The 17,163-nt window shown below is 68.7% G+C and carries 15 protein-coding genes; 8 read left to right on the top strand and 7 right to left on the bottom strand.

What is annotated here, in order from left to right; translation table 11 throughout:
* Nucleotides 1–13 precede the first annotated feature (13 nt).
* The 6 genes from E1161_RS05255 to ehuA all read left to right on the top strand — a co-directional run bounded on the left by E1161_RS05255 (nt 14) and on the right by ehuA (nt 6,725).
* Nucleotides 14–2,389, top strand: coding sequence for a phosphoketolase family protein (locus E1161_RS05255; RefSeq protein ID WP_132620154.1), 2,376 nt, complete (start codon nt 14–16; stop codon nt 2,387–2,389).
* Nucleotides 2,374–3,474 carry an acetate/propionate family kinase gene (locus E1161_RS05250; protein ID WP_132620152.1) on the top strand — a complete coding sequence of 367 codons (1,101 nt, stop codon included), beginning with the start codon at nt 2,374–2,376 and terminating at the stop codon, nt 3,472–3,474. Before E1161_RS05255 ends, E1161_RS05250 begins: the two co-directional genes overlap by 16 nt.
* Nucleotides 3,475–3,719: 245 nt before the next feature.
* A complete protein-coding gene (ehuB, locus tag E1161_RS05245) occupies nt 3,720–4,604 on the top strand; it encodes an ectoine/hydroxyectoine ABC transporter substrate-binding protein EhuB (RefSeq protein ID WP_132620150.1) in 885 nt (294 codons plus the stop codon).
* 6 nt (nt 4,605–4,610) lie between these two features.
* Nucleotides 4,611–5,312, top strand: coding sequence for an ectoine/hydroxyectoine ABC transporter permease subunit EhuC (gene ehuC, locus E1161_RS05240; RefSeq protein ID WP_132620148.1), 702 nt, complete (start codon nt 4,611–4,613; stop codon nt 5,310–5,312).
* The gene (gene ehuD / locus E1161_RS05235) at nt 5,309–5,965 is read left to right on the top strand and encodes an ectoine/hydroxyectoine ABC transporter permease subunit EhuD (protein WP_132620146.1); all 657 of its coding nucleotides are present in this window, start codon (nt 5,309–5,311) and stop codon (nt 5,963–5,965) included. The genes ehuC and ehuD overlap by 4 nt, the downstream gene beginning before the upstream one ends.
* Before the next feature lie 4 nt (nt 5,966–5,969).
* Nucleotides 5,970–6,725, top strand: coding sequence for an ectoine/hydroxyectoine ABC transporter ATP-binding protein EhuA (gene ehuA, locus E1161_RS05230; RefSeq protein ID WP_132620481.1), 756 nt, complete (start codon nt 5,970–5,972; stop codon nt 6,723–6,725).
* Between the two features lie 12 nt (nt 6,726–6,737).
* Here the strand turns inward: ehuA and E1161_RS05225 are convergent, their stop codons facing one another.
* Together E1161_RS05225 and E1161_RS05220 are read right to left on the bottom strand one after the other, a co-directional pair.
* The gene (locus E1161_RS05225) at nt 6,738–7,694 is read right to left on the bottom strand and encodes an LLM class flavin-dependent oxidoreductase (protein WP_235874800.1); all 957 of its coding nucleotides are present in this window, start codon (nt 7,692–7,694) and stop codon (nt 6,738–6,740) included.
* Nucleotides 7,695–7,758: 64 nt separating this feature from the next.
* Nucleotides 7,759–7,941 (bottom strand): PspC domain-containing protein, encoded by a 183-nt coding sequence (locus E1161_RS05220; protein WP_132620142.1) that lies wholly within the window; start codon nt 7,939–7,941, stop codon nt 7,759–7,761.
* Between the two features lie 79 nt (nt 7,942–8,020).
* Between E1161_RS05220 and E1161_RS05215 the strand changes: the two genes are divergently transcribed.
* On the top strand, nt 8,021–8,836 hold the full coding sequence (locus E1161_RS05215) for a hypothetical protein (protein ID WP_132620140.1): 816 nt from the start codon (nt 8,021–8,023) through the stop codon (nt 8,834–8,836).
* Nucleotides 8,837–9,278: 442 nt separating this feature from the next.
* On the top strand, nt 9,279–10,718 hold the full coding sequence (locus tag E1161_RS05210; RefSeq protein ID WP_132620138.1) for an Nramp family divalent metal transporter: 1,440 nt from the start codon (nt 9,279–9,281) through the stop codon (nt 10,716–10,718).
* 385 nt (nt 10,719–11,103) lie between these two features.
* On the opposite strand, the gene E1161_RS05205 is transcribed toward E1161_RS05210, so the two are convergent.
* The 5 genes from E1161_RS05205 to E1161_RS05185 all read right to left on the bottom strand — a co-directional run bounded on the left by E1161_RS05205 (nt 11,104) and on the right by E1161_RS05185 (nt 17,143).
* A complete protein-coding gene (locus tag E1161_RS05205; RefSeq protein ID WP_132620136.1) occupies nt 11,104–11,580 on the bottom strand; it encodes a (2Fe-2S)-binding protein in 477 nt (158 codons plus the stop codon).
* Between the two features lie 18 nt (nt 11,581–11,598).
* Nucleotides 11,599–13,929 (bottom strand): molybdopterin cofactor-binding domain-containing protein, encoded by a 2,331-nt coding sequence (locus tag E1161_RS05200; protein ID WP_132620134.1) that lies wholly within the window; start codon nt 13,927–13,929, stop codon nt 11,599–11,601.
* A 192-nt stretch (nt 13,930–14,121) separates the two neighbouring features.
* Nucleotides 14,122–14,451, bottom strand: coding sequence for a hypothetical protein (locus E1161_RS05195; RefSeq protein ID WP_132620132.1), 330 nt, complete (start codon nt 14,449–14,451; stop codon nt 14,122–14,124).
* Nucleotides 14,448–16,457: a hypothetical protein gene (locus E1161_RS05190; protein ID WP_132620130.1), complete on the bottom strand. Its 2,010-nt coding sequence runs from the start codon at nt 16,455–16,457 to the stop codon at nt 14,448–14,450. The genes E1161_RS05195 and E1161_RS05190 overlap by 4 nt, the downstream gene beginning before the upstream one ends.
* The gene (locus E1161_RS05185) at nt 16,454–17,143 is read right to left on the bottom strand and encodes a TIR domain-containing protein (RefSeq protein WP_165939694.1); all 690 of its coding nucleotides are present in this window, start codon (nt 17,141–17,143) and stop codon (nt 16,454–16,456) included. The genes E1161_RS05190 and E1161_RS05185 overlap by 4 nt, the downstream gene beginning before the upstream one ends.
* Nucleotides 17,144–17,163: the final 20 nt, after the last annotated feature.

Here is a 17,163-nt window from a genome sequence, read left to right as displayed (position 1 = left end):
GGCGGGGTGGACGATGACCCCAGCAGTGAGCGAGCACTTGGAGCCGCAGGAGCTCGACGGGGTGCAGCTGTGGTGGCGCGCGGCCAACTTCCTGTCGGCGGGCCAGATCTACCTGATGGACAACCCGCTGCTGCGCGAACCGCTGCGCCCCGAGCACATCAAGCCCCGGCTGCTCGGGCACTGGGGGACCACGCCCGGCCTGAACTTCATCTACGCGCACCTCAACCGGGTCATCCGGATGCGCGATCTCGCCATGATGTACGTGATCGGCCCAGGTCACGGCGGTCCGGGCCTGGTATCGGCGGCCTGGCTGGAAGGCACCTACAGCGAGATCTACCCGGACGTCGCCCAGGACAACGAGGGCCTGAAGCGGCTGGTCACCCAGTTCTCGTTCCCCGGCGGGATCCCCAGCCACGTGGCGCCCGAGACGCCCGGGTCGATCCACGAGGGCGGCGAGCTGGGCTACGCGCTCTCGCACGCGTTCGGAGCGGTGTTCGACAACCCCGACCTGATCGTTCCCTGCGTCATCGGTGACGGCGAGGCCGAGACGGGTCCGCTGGCGACCAGCTGGCACTCCAACAAGTTCCTCAACCCGGCCACCGACGGCGCGGTGCTGCCGATCCTGCACCTCAACGGCTACAAGATCGCCAGCCCGGCGGTCCTGGCGCGCATTCCCGACGACGAACTGCTCGGCATGCTGCGCGGTTTCGGCTACGAGCCCTACCTCGTCGCGGGGGACGAACCGGCACCGATGCACCACCTGTTCGCCGCGACGCTGGACCGCTGCCTCGACGAGATCTCGGCGCTCCAGCGCCGGTCGCGGCGGGAAGGCGTTCAGCAGCGCCCGCGGTGGCCGATGATCGTGTTGCGCACCCCGAAGGGTTGGACCGGGCCCGACACCGTCGACGGCAAGTACGTGGCCGGCACCTGGCGGGCGCACCAGGTGCCGATCTCCGACCCGCGGGGCAACCCCGAGCACCTGTTCCAGCTGGAGTCGTGGCTGCGCAGCTACGAGCCGGGGGAGCTGTTCGAGTCCTCGGGCGCTCCGGTGCGCGAGATCCGCGAGCACAACCCGATCGGTGACCGCCGGATGAGCGCCAGCCCGCACGCCAACGGCGGCCACCTGCTGCGCGCTCTGCGAATGCCGGAGTTCCGGGACTACGGGATCGAGGTGGAGCAGCCGGGAGCGAGCACCGGTGAGGCGACCCGCGTCCTGGGCCGGTTCCTCCGGGACGTGGTGCGGCTGAACGAGAACGAGCGGAACTTCCGGGTCTTCTCACCGGACGAGAACAACTCCAACCGGCTGGCCGCGATCTTGACGGCCACCGCGCGCACCTGGACCGCCGAGACCCTGCCCGACGACGACTCGCTGGCGCACGACGGCAGGGTGATGGAGGTGCTCTCCGAGCACACGTGCCAGGGCTGGCTGGAAGGCTACCTGCTCACTGGCAGGCACGGGTTCTTCTCCTGCTACGAGGCTTTCGCGCACATCGTGGACTCGATGGTCAACCAGCACGCCAAGTGGTTGAAGGTCACCGGGCGGCTGGCCTGGCGGCAGCCGATCGCCTCGCTGAACTACCTGCTGACCTCCCACGTGTGGCAACAGGACCACAACGGCTTCTCCCACCAGGACCCGGGGTTCATCGACCACGTGGTGAACAAGAAGGCCGAGGTGGTCCGGGTCTACCTGCCGCCGGACGCCAACACGTTGTTGTCGGTGGTGGACCACTGCCTGCGCAGCCGCGACTACATCAACGTCGTGGTGGCCGGGAAGCAGCCCGCGCCCCAGTACCTGGACATGGAATCGGCGGTGGTGCACTGCACCAAGGGGATCGGCATCTGGGACTGGGCCTCCAGCGACGACGACGGCGATCCCGACGTGGTGATGGGCTGCGCGGGCGACGTGCCCACGATGGAGACCTTGGCCGCGGTGGACCTGCTGCTGAGCGAGTTCCCCGACCTGCGGATCCGGGTGGTCAACGTGGTGGACCTGATGCGGCTGCAGGGCGAGCGGGAACACCCGCACGGGCTGTCCGACGTCGAGTTCGACAGCCTGTTCACCCGGGATCGTCCGGTGATCTTCAACTTCCACGGCTACCCCTGGCTGATCCACCGGCTGACCTACCGCCGGAACAACCACGAGAACCTGCACGTGCGCGGCTACAAGGAGGAAGGCACCACGACCACGCCGTTCGACATGTGCGTGCTCAACCAGATCGACCGGTTCAACCTGGCCATCGACGTCATCGACCGGGTTCCCCGGCTCGGTCCGCGCGCCGCCTACGCGCGGGAGGCGTTCAAGACCAGGCTGATCGAGCACCGCCACTACGTGTCCACGCACGGGGAGGACATGCCGGAGATCCGGGAGTGGTCTTGGCCGGGCCGGTGAGGGTGCTGACGGTCAACGCCGGCTCCAGCAGCCTCAAGCTCGCCCTCCTCGACGGTGACGAGCTGGTCGACGACCGGCACGTGGAGCGCTGGGGCGGCGAGCCGGGGCCGATCGAGGAATTCCTCGACGAGCACGGAGCCGAGGTCATCGGGCACCGGGTGGTGCACGGCGGCGATCGCATCACCGAAGCCACGCCCATCGACGACGAGGTGCAGACCTACCTGGAATCGCTCACCGACCTCGCGCCGCTGCACCAGCCGCGCGCGATCGAGGGTATCCGGGTGGCGCGGCGGTTCGCGCCTCGCGTGCCGTCGGTGGTGTGCGTGGACACCGCCTTCCACGCGAGACTTCCCACCGCCGCCGCAACCTACGCGTTGCCGCGCGAGTGGAATGAGCGGTACTCCCTGCGCCGCTATGGTTTTCACGGCTTGTCGCACTCCTACGCGGTGCGGCGCGGGGCGGAGCTGACCGGTCTGGACACCGGGCGCGGGAAGGTGCTGAGCTGTCACCTCGGGGCTGGGGCATCGATGGCGGCGGTGCTCAACGGCCGTTGCGTTGACACCACGATGGGCTTCACCCCGGAAGAGGGGCTGGTGATGAACACCCGGAGCGGCAGCGTCGATCCCGGGCTCATCGGCTGGCTCATCGATTCCCGAGGCCTCCCACCGGAAGAGGTCTTCGAGACCCTGGCGCGGAGGTCCGGAGTCGCGGGGCTGGCGGGCGGGAACGGCGACCTCCGCGACGTGCTGGACGCGAGGGAGAACGGAGACCACGACGCCGCGACGGCTTTCGACGTCTACCGGCACAGCCTGGTGCGCCACGCCGGAGCGATGCTGGCGGTGCTCGGCGGGCTGGACCTGCTGGTGTTCACCGGTGGGATCGGCGAGCACCAGCCGCCGGTGCGCGCGGCCGTGGGTTCGGCGCTGGTCTTCGCCGGGGCGGCCATCGATCCGGCGCACAACATTCACGCGACCGAGGGCGAGATCAGCGCGGCAGGCGCCACGGCTCGCAGCGTCGTGGTGCGGGCGCGGGAGGACTTGGAGATCGCTCGGCAATCGCGCGTCGCCGTTGCGGTGCACGGCTGAAGTTCGATCTTCACCTGTCCGTGTCAAAATTCTTCCGAAAGAATTTCCTCCGATCCTCGGGAGGCGATCCGGGGTGCCGGTGTTTGCGCTGGAAACGCGTCTTGATTCGGCAATCTCGCGTGATTGGTGGAAACAGATCGGTTACACGTCACGGTCCGTTCTCGCGTTGACAGGGCCAAAGGGGCGACTTACCGTCTGCCCAACCGCATCACTCGAATGGGCGATGTACCAGGGAGGTCTGGGCCATGCGCAGGACCGAAATTTCTCGACGGCAATTGCTCCGCGCCGGTGGAGCGGCGGCACTCGCAGTGCCGGTCACCGGATTCCTCGGCGGGTGCAGCTTCACCCAGCCCGGCACCGGGCAACCGACCGGATCCACGTTGGACCGATTCAAGCAGCAGGGATACGCGCGGATCGCGATCGCCAACGAGCCGCCCTACACCCAGATCAACCCCGACGGCAGCGTCACCGGAGCTGAGCCCGACGTGGTCGCCGCGGTGCTCAAGCGAATGGGCGTTCCCCGCATCGAAGGCATCGTCACCCCCTACGAGTCGATGATTCCGGGGCTCAACGCGAGTCGGTGGGACATCATCGCCGCTGGATTGTTCATGAAGCAGTCGCGGTGCAGTCAGATCCGCTACTCCGAACCGGAAATCGTGTCCACCGAATCGTTCGCGGTGCCCGCGGGGAATCCGAAGAAGCTCACCGGAATCGCGGCTGTGAAAGCCGATCCGGCGCTGAAGATCGCGGTCCTGCCGGGCGGATTCGAGGACGGCGCGCTCAAGACCGCAGGTGTCCCGGCGTCGCAGATCGTCAACATTCCCGACGGCCGCAGCGGAGTCGAAGCCGTGCAGGCGGGCCGAGCCGACGCGTTCTTCCTACCGACCCTGTCGCTCAACGCGCTCAAGACCGAGGGCATCGAGATCACCGGTGCCATCACCGACGTGCAGCAAACCGGCTCCGGCGCCGGTTTCCGCCAGGCCGACGCCGATCTGGTCGCCGCCTACGACGAACAGCTCAAGGCGCTCAAGGCCACGCCCGAGTTCGACCAGATCCTCGGCAAGTGGGGCTTCTCCGGGGACGCCGCGAGATCGGTGACCCGCGAACAGCTCTGCGCCGTACCAGGCTGAGCACGAATGTCGCAGATCCTGCCCTACTTCCCGCTGCTCGGCGAAGGTCTGCTGATCACCATCGCGCTCACCATCGCTGGCATGGTGCTCGCGGTGGTGGTCGCCTTCGCCGCAGGCATCGCCCGGATGTCGCACCACCGCTGGTTGAGCTGGCCTGCGTCGGTGTTCATCGAGGTCTTCCGCGGGACGTCGATGCTGGTGCAGCTGTTCTGGCTGTTCTTCGCGCTGCCGTTCTTCGGCATCCAGCTGGTCCCGTTCGCCGCGGCGATCCTCGCGCTCGGCCTCAACGAAGGCGCCTACGGCGCGGAGATCGTGCGCGGCGCGATCACCGCCCTGCCGCGCGGGCAACGGGAAGGTGCCGTCGCGTTGAGCCTGAGCCCCTACCAGAGGATGCGGTTCGTCATCCTGCCGCAAGCGGTTCCGGCGATGATCCCGCCCTTCGGCAACGTGATGGTGGACCTGCTCAAGAACACCTCCCTGGTGTCGCTGGTGACCGTCGCCGACCTGACCTTCACCGCCCAGATGGTCCGCAACACCACCGGCGCCACGGCGGCGGTCTTCGGGACGATCCTGGTGTCCTACTTCGTCGTCGCCTACGTCCTCTCGCTCGGCTCCTCGTGGCTGGAGCGGCGCGTCGACCCGACTCGGCCGGCGCAGGCGCAGAGCTTCTGGCAGCGCGTCCTGCCGGATCGGCGGGTGACGTCGTGATCTGGGACTGGTCGTTCGCGGCGCAGATCGTGCCCTTCCTGCTGGAAGGGCTGTGGGTCACCGTGCAGATCACGCTCGTCGGCATGGCGATCGCGCTGGTCGTCGGGCTGTTCGTGGCCGTGGTGCGCTACTCCCAGGTGCCGGTGGTCAGCAAGCTGTTCACCTTCTACGTGCTGTTCATCCGGGGCACGCCGCTGCTGGTGCAGGCGTACTTCGCGTTCTTCGTGCTACCCCGCGTCGGGGTGCAGTTCTCCCCGATGATCACCGGCATCGTCGTCATCGGCCTCAACTACAGCGCCTACACCGCCGAGGTGTACCGCGCGGGGATCCAGAGCGTGGCTGTCGGGCAGTGGGAGGCGTGCACCGCGCTGAGCCTGTCGAACTGGCAGCGCTGGCGGTTCGTGGTGCTGCCGCAGGCGGTCCGCGACGTCATCCCGGCGCTGGGCAACTACCTGGTGCAGATGTTCAAGGATTCCGCGATCCTGCACGCCATCACGGTGTTCGAACTGCTCGGCCACGCGACGGCCATCGGCTCGAGCAGCTACCGCTACCTGGAACCGATGACCATCGCCGCCCTGCTGTTCCTGGCGGTCAGCCTGCCCGCGGCGAGGCTGATCAAACGATTGGAGCTGCGTCTTGCCCACCCCAGATGAGGCGATGATCTCCTTCTCCGGCGTGGGGAAGTCCTTCGGGGACAACCACGTGCTGCGCGAACTCGACCTGACGGTGGCGCCGGGGGAGAAGGTGTCCATCATCGGACCCAGCGGCTCCGGCAAGACCACCATCCTGCGGCTGCTGATGACCCTGGAGCACCCCGACACCGGGTTGATCGAGGTCGACGGGCAGCCGCTGTGGGATTGCCGCGAAGGCGCCCGGTTCGACGCGAAGAAGCAGGCCGCGGTGCGGCGCACGATCGGCATGGTGTTCCAGCACTTCAACCTGTTCCCGCACATGACCGTGCTGGACAACGTGACGCTCTCGCCGGTCCAGGTGCTGGGGATGAGCCGCGACGAGGCCGGGCAGCGCGCCGTCGAGCTGCTGCAGCTGGTGGGACTCGAGAAGCACTTGTCGCACAAGCCGGGGCAGCTCTCCGGCGGTCAGCAGCAGCGGGTCGCCATCGCCCGAGCCCTGGCGATGCGGCCCAAGGTGATGCTGTTCGACGAGGTCACCTCGGCGCTGGACCCGGAGCTGATCGGCGAGGTGCTGGCCGTCATCCGCGACCTCGCGCACACCACTGCCATGACGATGCTGCTGGTCACCCACGAGATGCGCTTCGCGGAGGAGATCTCCGACCGCGTCCTGATGTTCGACTCCGGCGCGGTGGTCGAATCCGGACCCCCGTCCCAGATCCTCCAGAACCCCCAGCACGAACGAACCCAGCGCTTCCTCAAAGCCGTCCTCGAACGCAAGTGACCCCCGTCCTCCTCACCCGGTGAGGGACGCGAGGAGGCGGTAGGAGGTGAGGCGGTCGTCGGGGTCGTGGGCGGTGGTGGTCACCAGCAGTTCGTCGGCGGCCGTCGTGGCGACGAGGTCCTTCACGGCGACTGCGACCTCGTCCGGCGTGCCGTAGGTGTGGCCTCGCATGGCCCGGGTGAAGTGGATGCGTTCTCGGTCGGTCATGTCGCGGGCGAGGACGCGGTCCGGGGCGTCCAGGGGAGGGAACTCGCCCCTGGTGCGGGACCGAACGGTGGCCCAGGCTTCGGGGACGAGGAGGCGGCGGGCGGCTTCGGTGGTGTCGGCGACCGCGATGGAGCGGGCGACGACCACGTAGGGCTCGGCGGCGCGGCGGGAGGGGCGGAAGTCTCGCCGGTACTCGTCGATCGTGCGCAGCATCTCCTGGTCGCCGAGCGGGGAGGCGATGACCAGCGGGAGGCCGAGCTCGGCGGCGCTGCTGGCGTTGCGGGTGGCCAGCACGAACACCGGCAGGTCGAGCCCTTCGGCGGGCACCGCGCGCACGCCCGCGACTGCGCCGTCGAGGTAGGCAAGCAGCTCGGTGAGCTGCTCGGTGAAGTGGTTCGCTTCCTCGGCACCGAGCGCCTTGCGGATGCCGCCGGTGAACCCCAGCGACCGCCCCAGCCCGACGTCGATGCGGTCGCCGAACAACGACCCCAGCACGCCGAACTGCTCGGCGACCACCAGCGGCTGGTGGTTGGGCAGCATGACGCCGCCGGTGCCCACCCTGATCCGGCTGGTGGCGGCGGCGACCGCCGAGGCCAGCACGGTCGGGGCGGCTCCGGCGACGCCGGGCACGCCGTGGTGCTCGGCGACCCAGATCCGGTGGTAGCCGAGCCGCTCGACCTCCTGCGCGAAGCGCACGGTCTCCAGCAGCGCCTCCCGGGCGCTGCCGCCGACCGGGATGTGCGAGCGGTCCAGCACTGACAAACGAGGACTCACCCCGTGTACAACGCCATCCGGGTGCAGAGATTCCGGAAGGCGCGCGCAATCCTCAGCGGGACTTCGGCAGCATGACCCACAGCAGGATGTAGAGGATGAACTGCGGGCCTGGCAGGACGCAGGAGATCACGAAGGCCAGCCGCACCAGGAACACGGGCAACCCGAACCGGTGGGCCAGGCCCGCGCACACGCCGGCGATCATCTTTCCGTTGCGAGGACGCTCCAATGCCGTCATGGCTCCAGCCTGCCCGCGCGCGGACGATCTCGCCAACGCACACCTCGCGCGTGGGCCCCGTCGGTGGCACGTTGAAGTTGTGGACCTGCGGAAAGTGGCTCGCGAACTGCGCACCGGCGACCCGGTGGAATTCGTCACCTCCCGAGACGCCGCGGCCGCGCGCGCCCGCGAGTCCGGAGATGCCGAGTTGGCCGATCGGATCAAGAAGCTGCGCAAACCCACCACGGCGGCCTGGGCGGTGAACCTGCTGGCCGACCGCGAACCGTGCGAGCTGCGCGCCCTGCACGACCTCGGCGAGCGGCTGCGCAACGCCCAGCGCGAACTGCGCGGCGACGAGCTCCGCGAGCTGGCCGCCGAACGCACCCGCCTGCTGGACCGCCTCACCGGCCGAGCGGTCGAACTGGCCGCGGAACGCGGGCACGAGCTCGCCCAAACCGGACGCGAGCAGGTTTCACAAACTTTGACGGCCGCGCTCTCCGACCCCGAGGCCGCGGCCGAGGTCCAGGAAGCGACGTTGACCAAGCCGCTGGAGTACAGCGGCTTCGGCCTCGACGACCTCGCCGCAGCAGCCATCCGCCGGCAGTCCACCGGCCAGGAACCCCGACCGGAGCGCCCCGCGAAGGCAACCGAGGACTCCGGGGAGGCGAAGCTGCTGGAACTGCGGCACCGGCTGCGGGACACCGAGGAACACCTCGATGCCGCGAACGAAACCCTCCAGCGCGCCGAAATCGCGTGCCAGGAGGCGCAGGAGCGCCGCGAACGCCTCCGCGAGGAGCTGGCCGCCGCCGACTCGGAGCTGCGCGACCGGCGCCGCGACCTCGAAGCCGCGCGCCAGGAGCACGAGCGAGCGGTGAAGGCGAAGAGCTCCGCCTCGAAGGCCTTGGGCGATCGGTGACCGACCGGAACGTCCGAGTTCGAGTCCCTCTTGTCCGAGCATCGCGGGAAGGGCCCTGACCGCCGCCCGAAAGCCACTCATCAGGGCGGTGTTCGGGAACCTGTGGTCGCCGCTGGACGACGTCGTCCTGGAGGTGGGTCTTGGGGACGAGCCAGCGCCCGTGTCGATCAAGGAGTGGGCGGGGTTCCTGCGCCACCGGGCGACCTCGGGCGTGGTGCTTGGCTTCTCCGGCGTCATCTCTCGCCGACATCATCGGCCGAGGCACCGGCGCCGCTGTGAGGGGTTGTCCTTGACCGGCACCGTCCACGATCGACACCTGCCGGTCGAAACGCTTCGCGAGGGCGTAAGCGACAGAAGTATTACTTTTCGGTGTGGTTGTTGTTCGGGCGCATACCTTGGCCCTTCCTCAGGACAAGGACAACCACGAGCAAGGGTGCCGACGATGGCAGATCGCAAAGAGGCGAGCCCGCTGAGCCCGGAGAGGGCCTTTCCCGACAAGTACATCCCGCAGCCGCAGGTGCGCGACCTGCCGGCGCCGCCGCGCAACCAGTGGCGGCTGATCGGCCCGGGCATCGTCGCGGCGGGCGTCGGCCTGGCCAGCGGTGAGTTCATCCTCTTCCCCTACATCACCTCGCAGGTCGGGCTGACCTTCGTGTGGGCAGCGCTGCTGGGGCTGATCACGCAGTTCTTCTTGAACATGGAGATCGAGCGCTACACCTTGGCCACCGGTGAGACCGCGGTGACCGGCTTCAGCCGCCTGTGGAAGCACTGGGGCCTGGTGTTCGCGATCATGGCCTACTTCGCGAACCTCTGGCCCGCGTGGGCGACGAGTTCGGCGACGCTGATCACCTACGCCATCGGCGGCGACAAATCCCTGGTGGCAGTGGGAATCCTGCTGCTGGTGGCGTTGATCCTCACGCTGGCCCCGGCGGTCTACACGGCGTTGGAACGCGCCGAGATGCTCAAGGTCGCCGCGGTCGTGCTGCTCATCGCGATCGGCGCGTTGTTCGTCATCGGAGCCGAGACCTGGCAGGCGCTGCCGACCGTGGTCACCGAGGCCGGGTTCCCGGCCGCTGAGCTCGGTTTCGCGGTGCTGATGGGCGCGCTGGCCTTCGCGGGAGCCGGTGGTGGTCAGAACCTGGTGCAGAGCAACTGGATCCGCGACAAGGGATTCGGTATGGGGCACTACGTTCCGAAGATCGTCTCGCCGCTGACCGGTCAGGCCGAGGCGCGCGGTCAGGCGGGATTCATCTTCCCCGCAACCGAGGAGAACCTGGACCGCTGGAAGGCGTGGTGGCGCTTCGCCAACAAGGAGCAGCTGATGACCTTCGTGGCCATCACGTTCCTGTCCATCATGTTCATGTCGCTGCTGGCCTACGGAACTGTTTTCGGCCACCCCGGCCTGGAGAGCGACGTGTCGTTCCTGCGTGTCGAGGGCGAGAAGATGTCGGCCGTGGCCGGCGGCTGGTTCGGCTACTTCTTCTGGATCGTGGGCGCGTTCTCGCTGTTCGCGGCGGCGCTGGGCATCGTCGACTACACCAGCCGGCTGGCTGCCGACGTGCTCAAGACCAGCTACTTCACCAACGCCTCGGAGAGCAAGATCTACGCGATCCTGGTGTGGGGGCTGGTGGTCATCGGCACGATCGTGATCGTCGCCGGGATGGGGCAACCGCTGCTGCTGGCCACGATCTCGGCCTGCACCGGTGGCGTCATGATGTTCATCTACTCCGGCCTGCTGATCGCCATCAACCGCAAGATGCTGCCTGCCCAGATCCGCGTCTCCGGCGTTCGCCTCGGTGCGCTGATCTGGTCGATCGTCCTGTTCGGCGTGTTGGCGGTGCTGACCGTGCACCAGCAGCTCGGCGAGCTGCTCGGCGGCTAGGACTGCCGATCGCGCTCATCGCGCCTGGCGGTGCGAGCGGCGGAGCCTCAGCGGTTGCCTGGTGCCGGGTCCGCAACTGATGTGTGCCAGTGCACGGCGTTGCGCCCCTCCTCACCAGGGAACCGCTGAGGACCCGCGGCGGTGCGGGTGACGAGGGAATTGCGCGCAGCTCGCGGGTGCGCCTCTTTCATCTCAGGCGCCCCGGCCGAGGAAGCCTCCGGCCGCTGGGACCGGAGGCTCCGCCGCGCGGGGTTTCGCATGCTCCACGTGCCAGCGCGGAGCGCCCGCCAGCACCTCCAGCATAGCGCTCTCACCTGCGGTGGTCGCCAGCTCTGCGGCGTGGGGCGGTCGGGGGTCGCACCTGAGGTCCCGACCGCCCCACGCGTCACATCTTCTCCGCGCCCGCCTTGATGGCCTCGCGGATCCGGAAGTAAGTGCCGCAGCGGCAGATGTTGCGGATCGTGTCGAGGTCCGCCTCGGTGATCTGGCGTCCCCCGGCGGCAGCGCGGCGCACCAGGGCGACCGCCGCCATGATCTGGCCCGGCTGGCAGTAGCCGCACTGCGCGACGTCCTGGTCCAGCCACGCCTGCTGCATCGGGTGCAGTTCGGCGTCGACGGTGTCGGGCAGGCCCTCGATCGTGGTGATCTCGTCCTCGGCGGAGATGTCGCCGACCGAGACCGAGCACGGGTTGAACGCTTTCCCGTTGATGTGGCTGGTGCATGCCTTGCAGACGTTGATGCCGCAGCCGTACTTCGGGCCGGTCACGCCCAGCAGGTCGCGCAGCACCCACAGCACCCGCACGTCGTCGGCGACGTCGACGGTGACCTGTTCATCGTTGAGTCGAAAGGTGTGCTCAGGCACGAGAATTCCTCCAGGTCCTCACTGCGCGTGGCGCAGGCCGTCGGTGGGCGACTCCGGGATCGGCGGCACGTTAGGCTTCGGCTCGAACGACAACGTGCCGTGGTTGATCGGGAAGCTCGTGGGTACCGAACCGGTCGCGCGGGCGTAGGCGCAGGCCACCGCGGCCTGGGCCGAGGCGACGCCGAGCTCACCGGCGCCACCGGGCTTGCCGGTCGTCGGCGGCATGATGATGATCTCCAGCTCCGGCGGCGAGTTCCACTGCCGGGTGTAGAAGTAGTTGTCCCAGCTGGCTTCCAGGAAGTACCCGTCGGTCAGGTGCAGGCTGGAGGTCAGCGCGTTGGCGATGCCGTCGTTGATGCCGCCCATGATCTGGGCCTCCAGGCCGCGCGGGTTGACCGCGAGCCCGATGTCCACCGCGCAGACCGCCTTGGTGACGCGCGGGCCGGCGACGGCGTCGCGGATCGGCCGGTTCACCGTCTCGGGCGTGCAGTCGATCTCCACCAGCGTCGCGATCGTCGCCCGGTACTCGGTGTGCACCGCGATGCCCTGAGCCGTGTTCTCCGGCATCGACCGGCCCCACCGCCCTGCCTCGGCGACCTGGTCCAGGACGGCCTTGAGCCGCTCCTCCTGCAGGAACCGCTGCCGGAACCGGTAGGGGTCCTCGCCCATCTTCGCGGCCAGCTGGTCGACGATCAGCTCCCGCGCGGTGGTGACGTCGGGGGAGTAGATGTTGCGCATGCTGCCGGTGTTGAAACCGCGATCGGTCTCGTTGAGCAGCTGCGTGGTCGCCCCGAAGCCGTAGGGCATCGTCTGGGTGAAGGTGAAGATCGTTTGCGAGAACGACGCGTCGGCCACCGGGAGCTTCGCCGCGTTGGCGGTGATGATCTCGCCGAAGCCGTGGCTGAAGTCGGTGAACACGCTGGTGTGCCGCTGCTCGTAGCTGAGCACGCCGTCCCCGGCGACGCCCACCCGCACCCGCGAGGTCGCCATCGGGTGGGTGCGGCCCTGGCGGGAGTCGTCGGCGCGGTGCCACATCAGCTTGACCGGCTTGCCGATCTTGCGGGAGATCTCGGCGGCCTCCATGGCGCCGTCGTTGAAAAGCTTGCGCCCGAACGATCCGCCGCCTTCGGTGACGTGCACCTTCACCGCGTCGAGCGGAATCCCGCACTGCGCGGCGATGGTCTCCTTGGTGACGATCGGGTTCTTCTGGGCCGACCAGATCTCGGCCCGGTCCCGTCGCACGTCGGCGATCGCGCAGTTGGTCTCCAACGCGCTGTTGCTGCGGAAGAAGAAGGTGAAGTCACCCTCGACGCTGGCCTCGCCCTTCGACTCCACCAGCGGAACCTCGGCCGCCCGCAACTCGTCGAGCACTGAAGCGTCCGACTTGCCCTCGGCCGTGCCGGGTTTCCAGTCGACCTCCAGCGCGCGCACCGCGTCGATGCACTGCCCGAAGGTCTCCGCCCGCACCGCGACACCGGTCGAGATCGCGACCACGTCGGTGACGCCCGGCATGGTGGCCACGGCTTCGGTGTTGCGCACCGAACCGACCTCGCCGTTGAGCGTCGGCGGCCTGCACACCATCGTCGGCAGGGCGCCCGGGATCTTGAGGTCCATCGCGAACTTCTTCCGGCCGGTCACCGCCGCGAGCGCGTCCACGCGGTTGTGGGGGGTCCCGATGACCGAGAAGTTCTCGTTCGCCTTGAGCTGCACCGGAACTTCCTCGGTGCGCACGCTCGCGGCCTTCGTGGCGAGCGTGCCGATGCCGATGCTGTTGCCCAGCAGGTCGGTGATGATGCCCTGCTTGAGGCGCAGCGTCGCCACCGCCTGCTCCAGCTCGACGGCGGCGGCCTGCAGCAGGCGCCCGCGCGCCACGGCGGCGGCGACGCGGATCGGCTCGTAGGTCGACAGCGTGGTGCCGGAACCGCCGGTGATCTGGTTGAACACCAGCTCCGGCCGGGCGTCGGCGAGGGTGACGTGGACGTCCTCGACCGGCACGTCCATCTCTTCGGCGATGAGCATCGCGGTGGAGGTGGTGATGCCCTGGCCGACCTCGGCGCGCGGCAGCTCGAAGGACACGGTGCCGTCGGTGTTCACCGTGACCGTGATGAGGTTCGCGGTGGGAGCGGCGGAGTGCTCCAGCATGTCGCTGAGGTCGGTGATCTCTGCGATCGCGGGGGAGGGGACTGGCGGCAGCCCTTGGGCTTCCGCGGCGGGAGCGCGCAGGTTCAGGTCGGCGGCGGCCACCAGCGTCGGTGCGGCCAGGACGTAACCGAGGAAACCGCGCCGCCCGACGGCGTGGGACTCGGAAGGCCGCGAATCGGGCGGTGAGGAGCGGTCTGCGGTCGTCACTTCGGTCCCCTTCCGCCGGAGAAATTCGCTCGTTCCGGCAGCCAGAAAACGGGCCTGACCTGGGAATATGTAGATCCAGATCGTTTCGAACAGCGGAACTGTAACGTCGATCGTTGAAAGGGTCAACAACTCGGCCCTGGCTCAAGATCACGATCATGTCAAGCACCCGAAGTGCTCATTTCGCCGTCCGCTTCACGGCTCGCCCGGGGCGTCGAAACGCCGACGAACGTCCTCGGCCACCTGGGGGTGCCCGGCCGCCTCGATGTAGCGGGCGAAGCGGTGCGCGGTCAGCCGCCGCACGGCGTTTCGCTCACCGTGCAGACCGAGCTGGTCGAGCAGCATACCCACGTGGTCCGACGGGGTCGGCAGCCCGCCGGTCAACTTCTTGAACACGCCGAAACCCACCGCCGCCAACAGCGGAACCACCACCCACGCGGGCCATTCCAGCAGCCACCCGAAGACCAGCGGGATCGCCGCCGCGATCGCGAGTCCGGTGTAGAGGGTCCGGTTCTCCTTGGTCATCGCACGAACTCCTCGGGTCGTGGGTACGCGAAGTCCTGGTTCTGCAGCCCTTGAGCCGAATCGATCAGCTGCGACAGCCGGACCACGACGTGCGGCTGGCCGTGAGATGTCTCGCTCCAATCCCGCCCGGCGACGTACAACTCCGCGAGCACGTCCACCGATTCCTGCGCCGCCTCGACGAGGATCGCCAGCAGTAGGTCCGCGTTGGAGATCAACCCTGCCGTCGCGAGCCAGGTGCCGAGCAGGTGGTGGGTGTGGCGCGAGCGGTGCGCGAACAGCGCGCGCCAGCAGGCCACGAGATCCGCCCGGACCTCCTGACGTGCAACCAGCGGTCGCGACATCCGCGTGGTGTCGACGAGCCGGCGGGGGTCGGCCGCCCGTGCGAACACCGCGAAATCGGCGGCCCACGGCTCCGGTCGTCGCAGGCCGATCCGCAGCCGCTGCAACAACAACCGGAGCAGGGCGTCGCTGCCCGCCGTGAGGTCCAGCAGCGCGTCCTGCGCCGTCGGGGTGCCCAGACCGTTCTCCCTGCGGGCTCGGTGGTGCAACCGCACGACCGCCTGGTCCGGGTAGTTGGGCGCGATCAGGTTGGCGGTGACGGTCACCAGTACCTGCCCGACCTCGTCCGGCAGCCCGGAGTCCTTCGACCACTCGTAGACCAAGTGCCGGAAGTGCCTGCCGTGGCGGATGTCGTTGAGACCGTTGGTGAGAGCCTGCACTCCGAAGTCCCGCAGCGGCCTGCTCCGGTGGTTGCGCGGTTCGAGCCATCGCTCCACCAGCCAGATGACGTGATCGGGACTGTTCGTGCGCAGCGCCTGCCCGGTGAACCGGTCGACCAGGCTGACCCGATCGGCCCCGGTCAGCAGGTCCATCTTGATGACCTCGTCCGCCCACTGGCGGTAGGTCCGGCGCAGGTCCGGGTAGTTGTCCCAGAAGTGCTCCAGCAGCGCCCGGTCGAAGTCCCACCTGCCGAGGTCGACGCGGTTCGGCGGTGCGATGTCGATGCCGAGGTCCTTCAGCTGCCCTCGATAACCGGGCTGTTCCAGCCGGGGTCCCTCGGACCCGTCGAGCCCCAGCAGCTCCACGAGGTGGTGGGCAGCGAAGAACACCGCGTCGGCCGAGGCGCCCTGGCACATCGCCGATGCCAGCAGGATCGCGCGCTCACGTCCCGTCGGACGCTGCTCGACCAGCTTCGCGGCTTCATCGCGCCGGTCGGCCTGTTCGGAGATCGCCTCCGCGAGCAGATCGGCCAGCGGGCTGTGCGGGGCGTAGCGGCTGATCTCGATGATCCGCGTTGCGAGGTGGCTGATCTGCGCCATCGACTGGTCGAGGGCGGCGGCGACGTCCTCGGAATCCAGCTGGTCCTGGGTGGGGTGCAGGCCTTCGGCTTCCAGGTGCCTGCGCAGCACCCTGTCGCCGGCGGGCCGGGAGATGCGTGCGGTGAACTGCCGCAATTCGTCACCGAGGTGGTGCGCGAACTCGTTCGGCACCACCACGACGAGGTGTGCGTTGGCGTTCACCAGCCGCGCCCGGAACTCGGGGAGCTCGCGCATCCGGGTCAGGAACACGTCTTCGCTCGCGTCCAGCAGGTCGAGCACGAGCCGGTGATCGGTCAGCAGCTGGACGTCGGCCAAGCGGCAGGTCAGGTCGTAGGGCTCGTCGGTGAGCAGGGCGTAGGGCGACTCGTCACCGGCCGATTCGTTGACCAGCACCTTGGCCGCGGTGCTCCGCCCGCTGCCGGGCGGGCCGGTCAGCAGCGCCGTCCCGTGCTCGCGGAGCTTCTCGCGCGCGCCGTCGAGGTCGTGCGGGGCCACGAAGCGCTGCTCGCTCCACCTGAGGTCGCGCTTGAAGGTGACGCGGGGGCCCCGGACCCGGCTCATCACGCTCTCGTGGCCCGAGCCGTAGAGGTTGAAGATGTCCCCGGTCCCGGTGTGGACCGACGAGGCCGAGACCTCCTCCTCGAAGTGGGTTGCCGCCGATCCGGCGGGAACCTCGTCCTCGTTCATCGCCGGTCACCACCGCTCGGACCGCCCTGGTTGAACTGGTTGCCCGACCCGCTGTGGTGGTTGCCGTAGGTCGGCCCGTTGAAGTGGGTGGTGGCGTGCGGTCCGCCGATGGTCAGGCCGCCGTGGAGATCCCTCATCGGCATGTAGGTGCCGTGCACGTTGCCCGAGTTGTGGTTGTGGACATCGCCTGATCGCGGCGGCGGTTCGGCGTGGTCGTCGTGGAGCGCGGGGACGAGCGCGGTCAGCCTGCGGGCGAGCCTGTCCAGGTCGTCCTGCGCGTTGCGGACGTCGAAGTCCAGCGCGTTGAGGTAGGCCAGCGCCTCCAACTCCTCGGGGAGGTCGGCGGGCGTGAGGTGCGGAAGGCCACGTCCACAATGGACCGGGATCACGCGCGCGCCTGCCTTCATCGCGTTGAGGATCTCCAGCCGGGTGAAGTCGTCCTCCTGCGCCAAGCGCAGGTTCCCCTGCTCGTCACGGGCTTTCGCCCAGTCGGCACCCATCAGGACGAGCAGGACCGAGGTGGTGGCCGACTCCCGGAGCAGGCGTGAGCGGTAGTCCTCGCCCGGATCCCCCTTGGCGTCGCGGAACACCAGCTCGTCGCCGAAGCGCTCGGACAGGTAGGTCTCGATGTGGGCAGCGGCGAACTCGCCGTCGCCGCTGCGGTAGTTGACGAAGATCTCCGGCACGGGTCTTCCTCTCCTCTTCC

Source organism: Saccharopolyspora aridisoli (assembly GCF_004348445.1).
GTDB classification, from domain to species: Bacteria; Actinomycetota; Actinomycetes; order Mycobacteriales; family Pseudonocardiaceae; genus Saccharopolyspora; species Saccharopolyspora aridisoli.
The sequence above is the reverse complement of the archived record's forward strand: the minus strand, read 5'-3'. Positions and strand labels throughout refer to the sequence as shown.

What these genes read in the sequence shown, in the direction of transcription:
- E1161_RS05255 (WP_132620154.1), top strand. Translation starts at nt 14, where the DNA reads ATGACCCCAGCAGTGAGCGAGCACTTGGAGCCGCAGGAGCTCGACGGG.
- ehuB (WP_132620150.1), top strand. Translation starts at nt 3,720, where the DNA reads ATGCGCAGGACCGAAATTTCTCGACGGCAATTGCTCCGCGCCGGTGGA.
- ehuC (WP_132620148.1), top strand. Translation starts at nt 4,611, where the DNA reads ATGTCGCAGATCCTGCCCTACTTCCCGCTGCTCGGCGAAGGTCTGCTG.
- ehuA (WP_132620481.1), top strand. Translation starts at nt 5,970, where the DNA reads ATGATCTCCTTCTCCGGCGTGGGGAAGTCCTTCGGGGACAACCACGTG.
- E1161_RS05220 (WP_132620142.1), bottom strand. Translation starts at nt 7,941, where the DNA reads ATGACGGCATTGGAGCGTCCTCGCAACGGAAAGATGATCGCCGGCGTG.
- E1161_RS05210 (WP_132620138.1), top strand. Translation starts at nt 9,279, where the DNA reads ATGGCAGATCGCAAAGAGGCGAGCCCGCTGAGCCCGGAGAGGGCCTTT.
- E1161_RS05195 (WP_132620132.1), bottom strand. Translation starts at nt 14,451, where the DNA reads ATGACCAAGGAGAACCGGACCCTCTACACCGGACTCGCGATCGCGGCG.
- E1161_RS05190 (WP_132620130.1), bottom strand. Translation starts at nt 16,457, where the DNA reads ATGAACGAGGACGAGGTTCCCGCCGGATCGGCGGCAACCCACTTCGAG.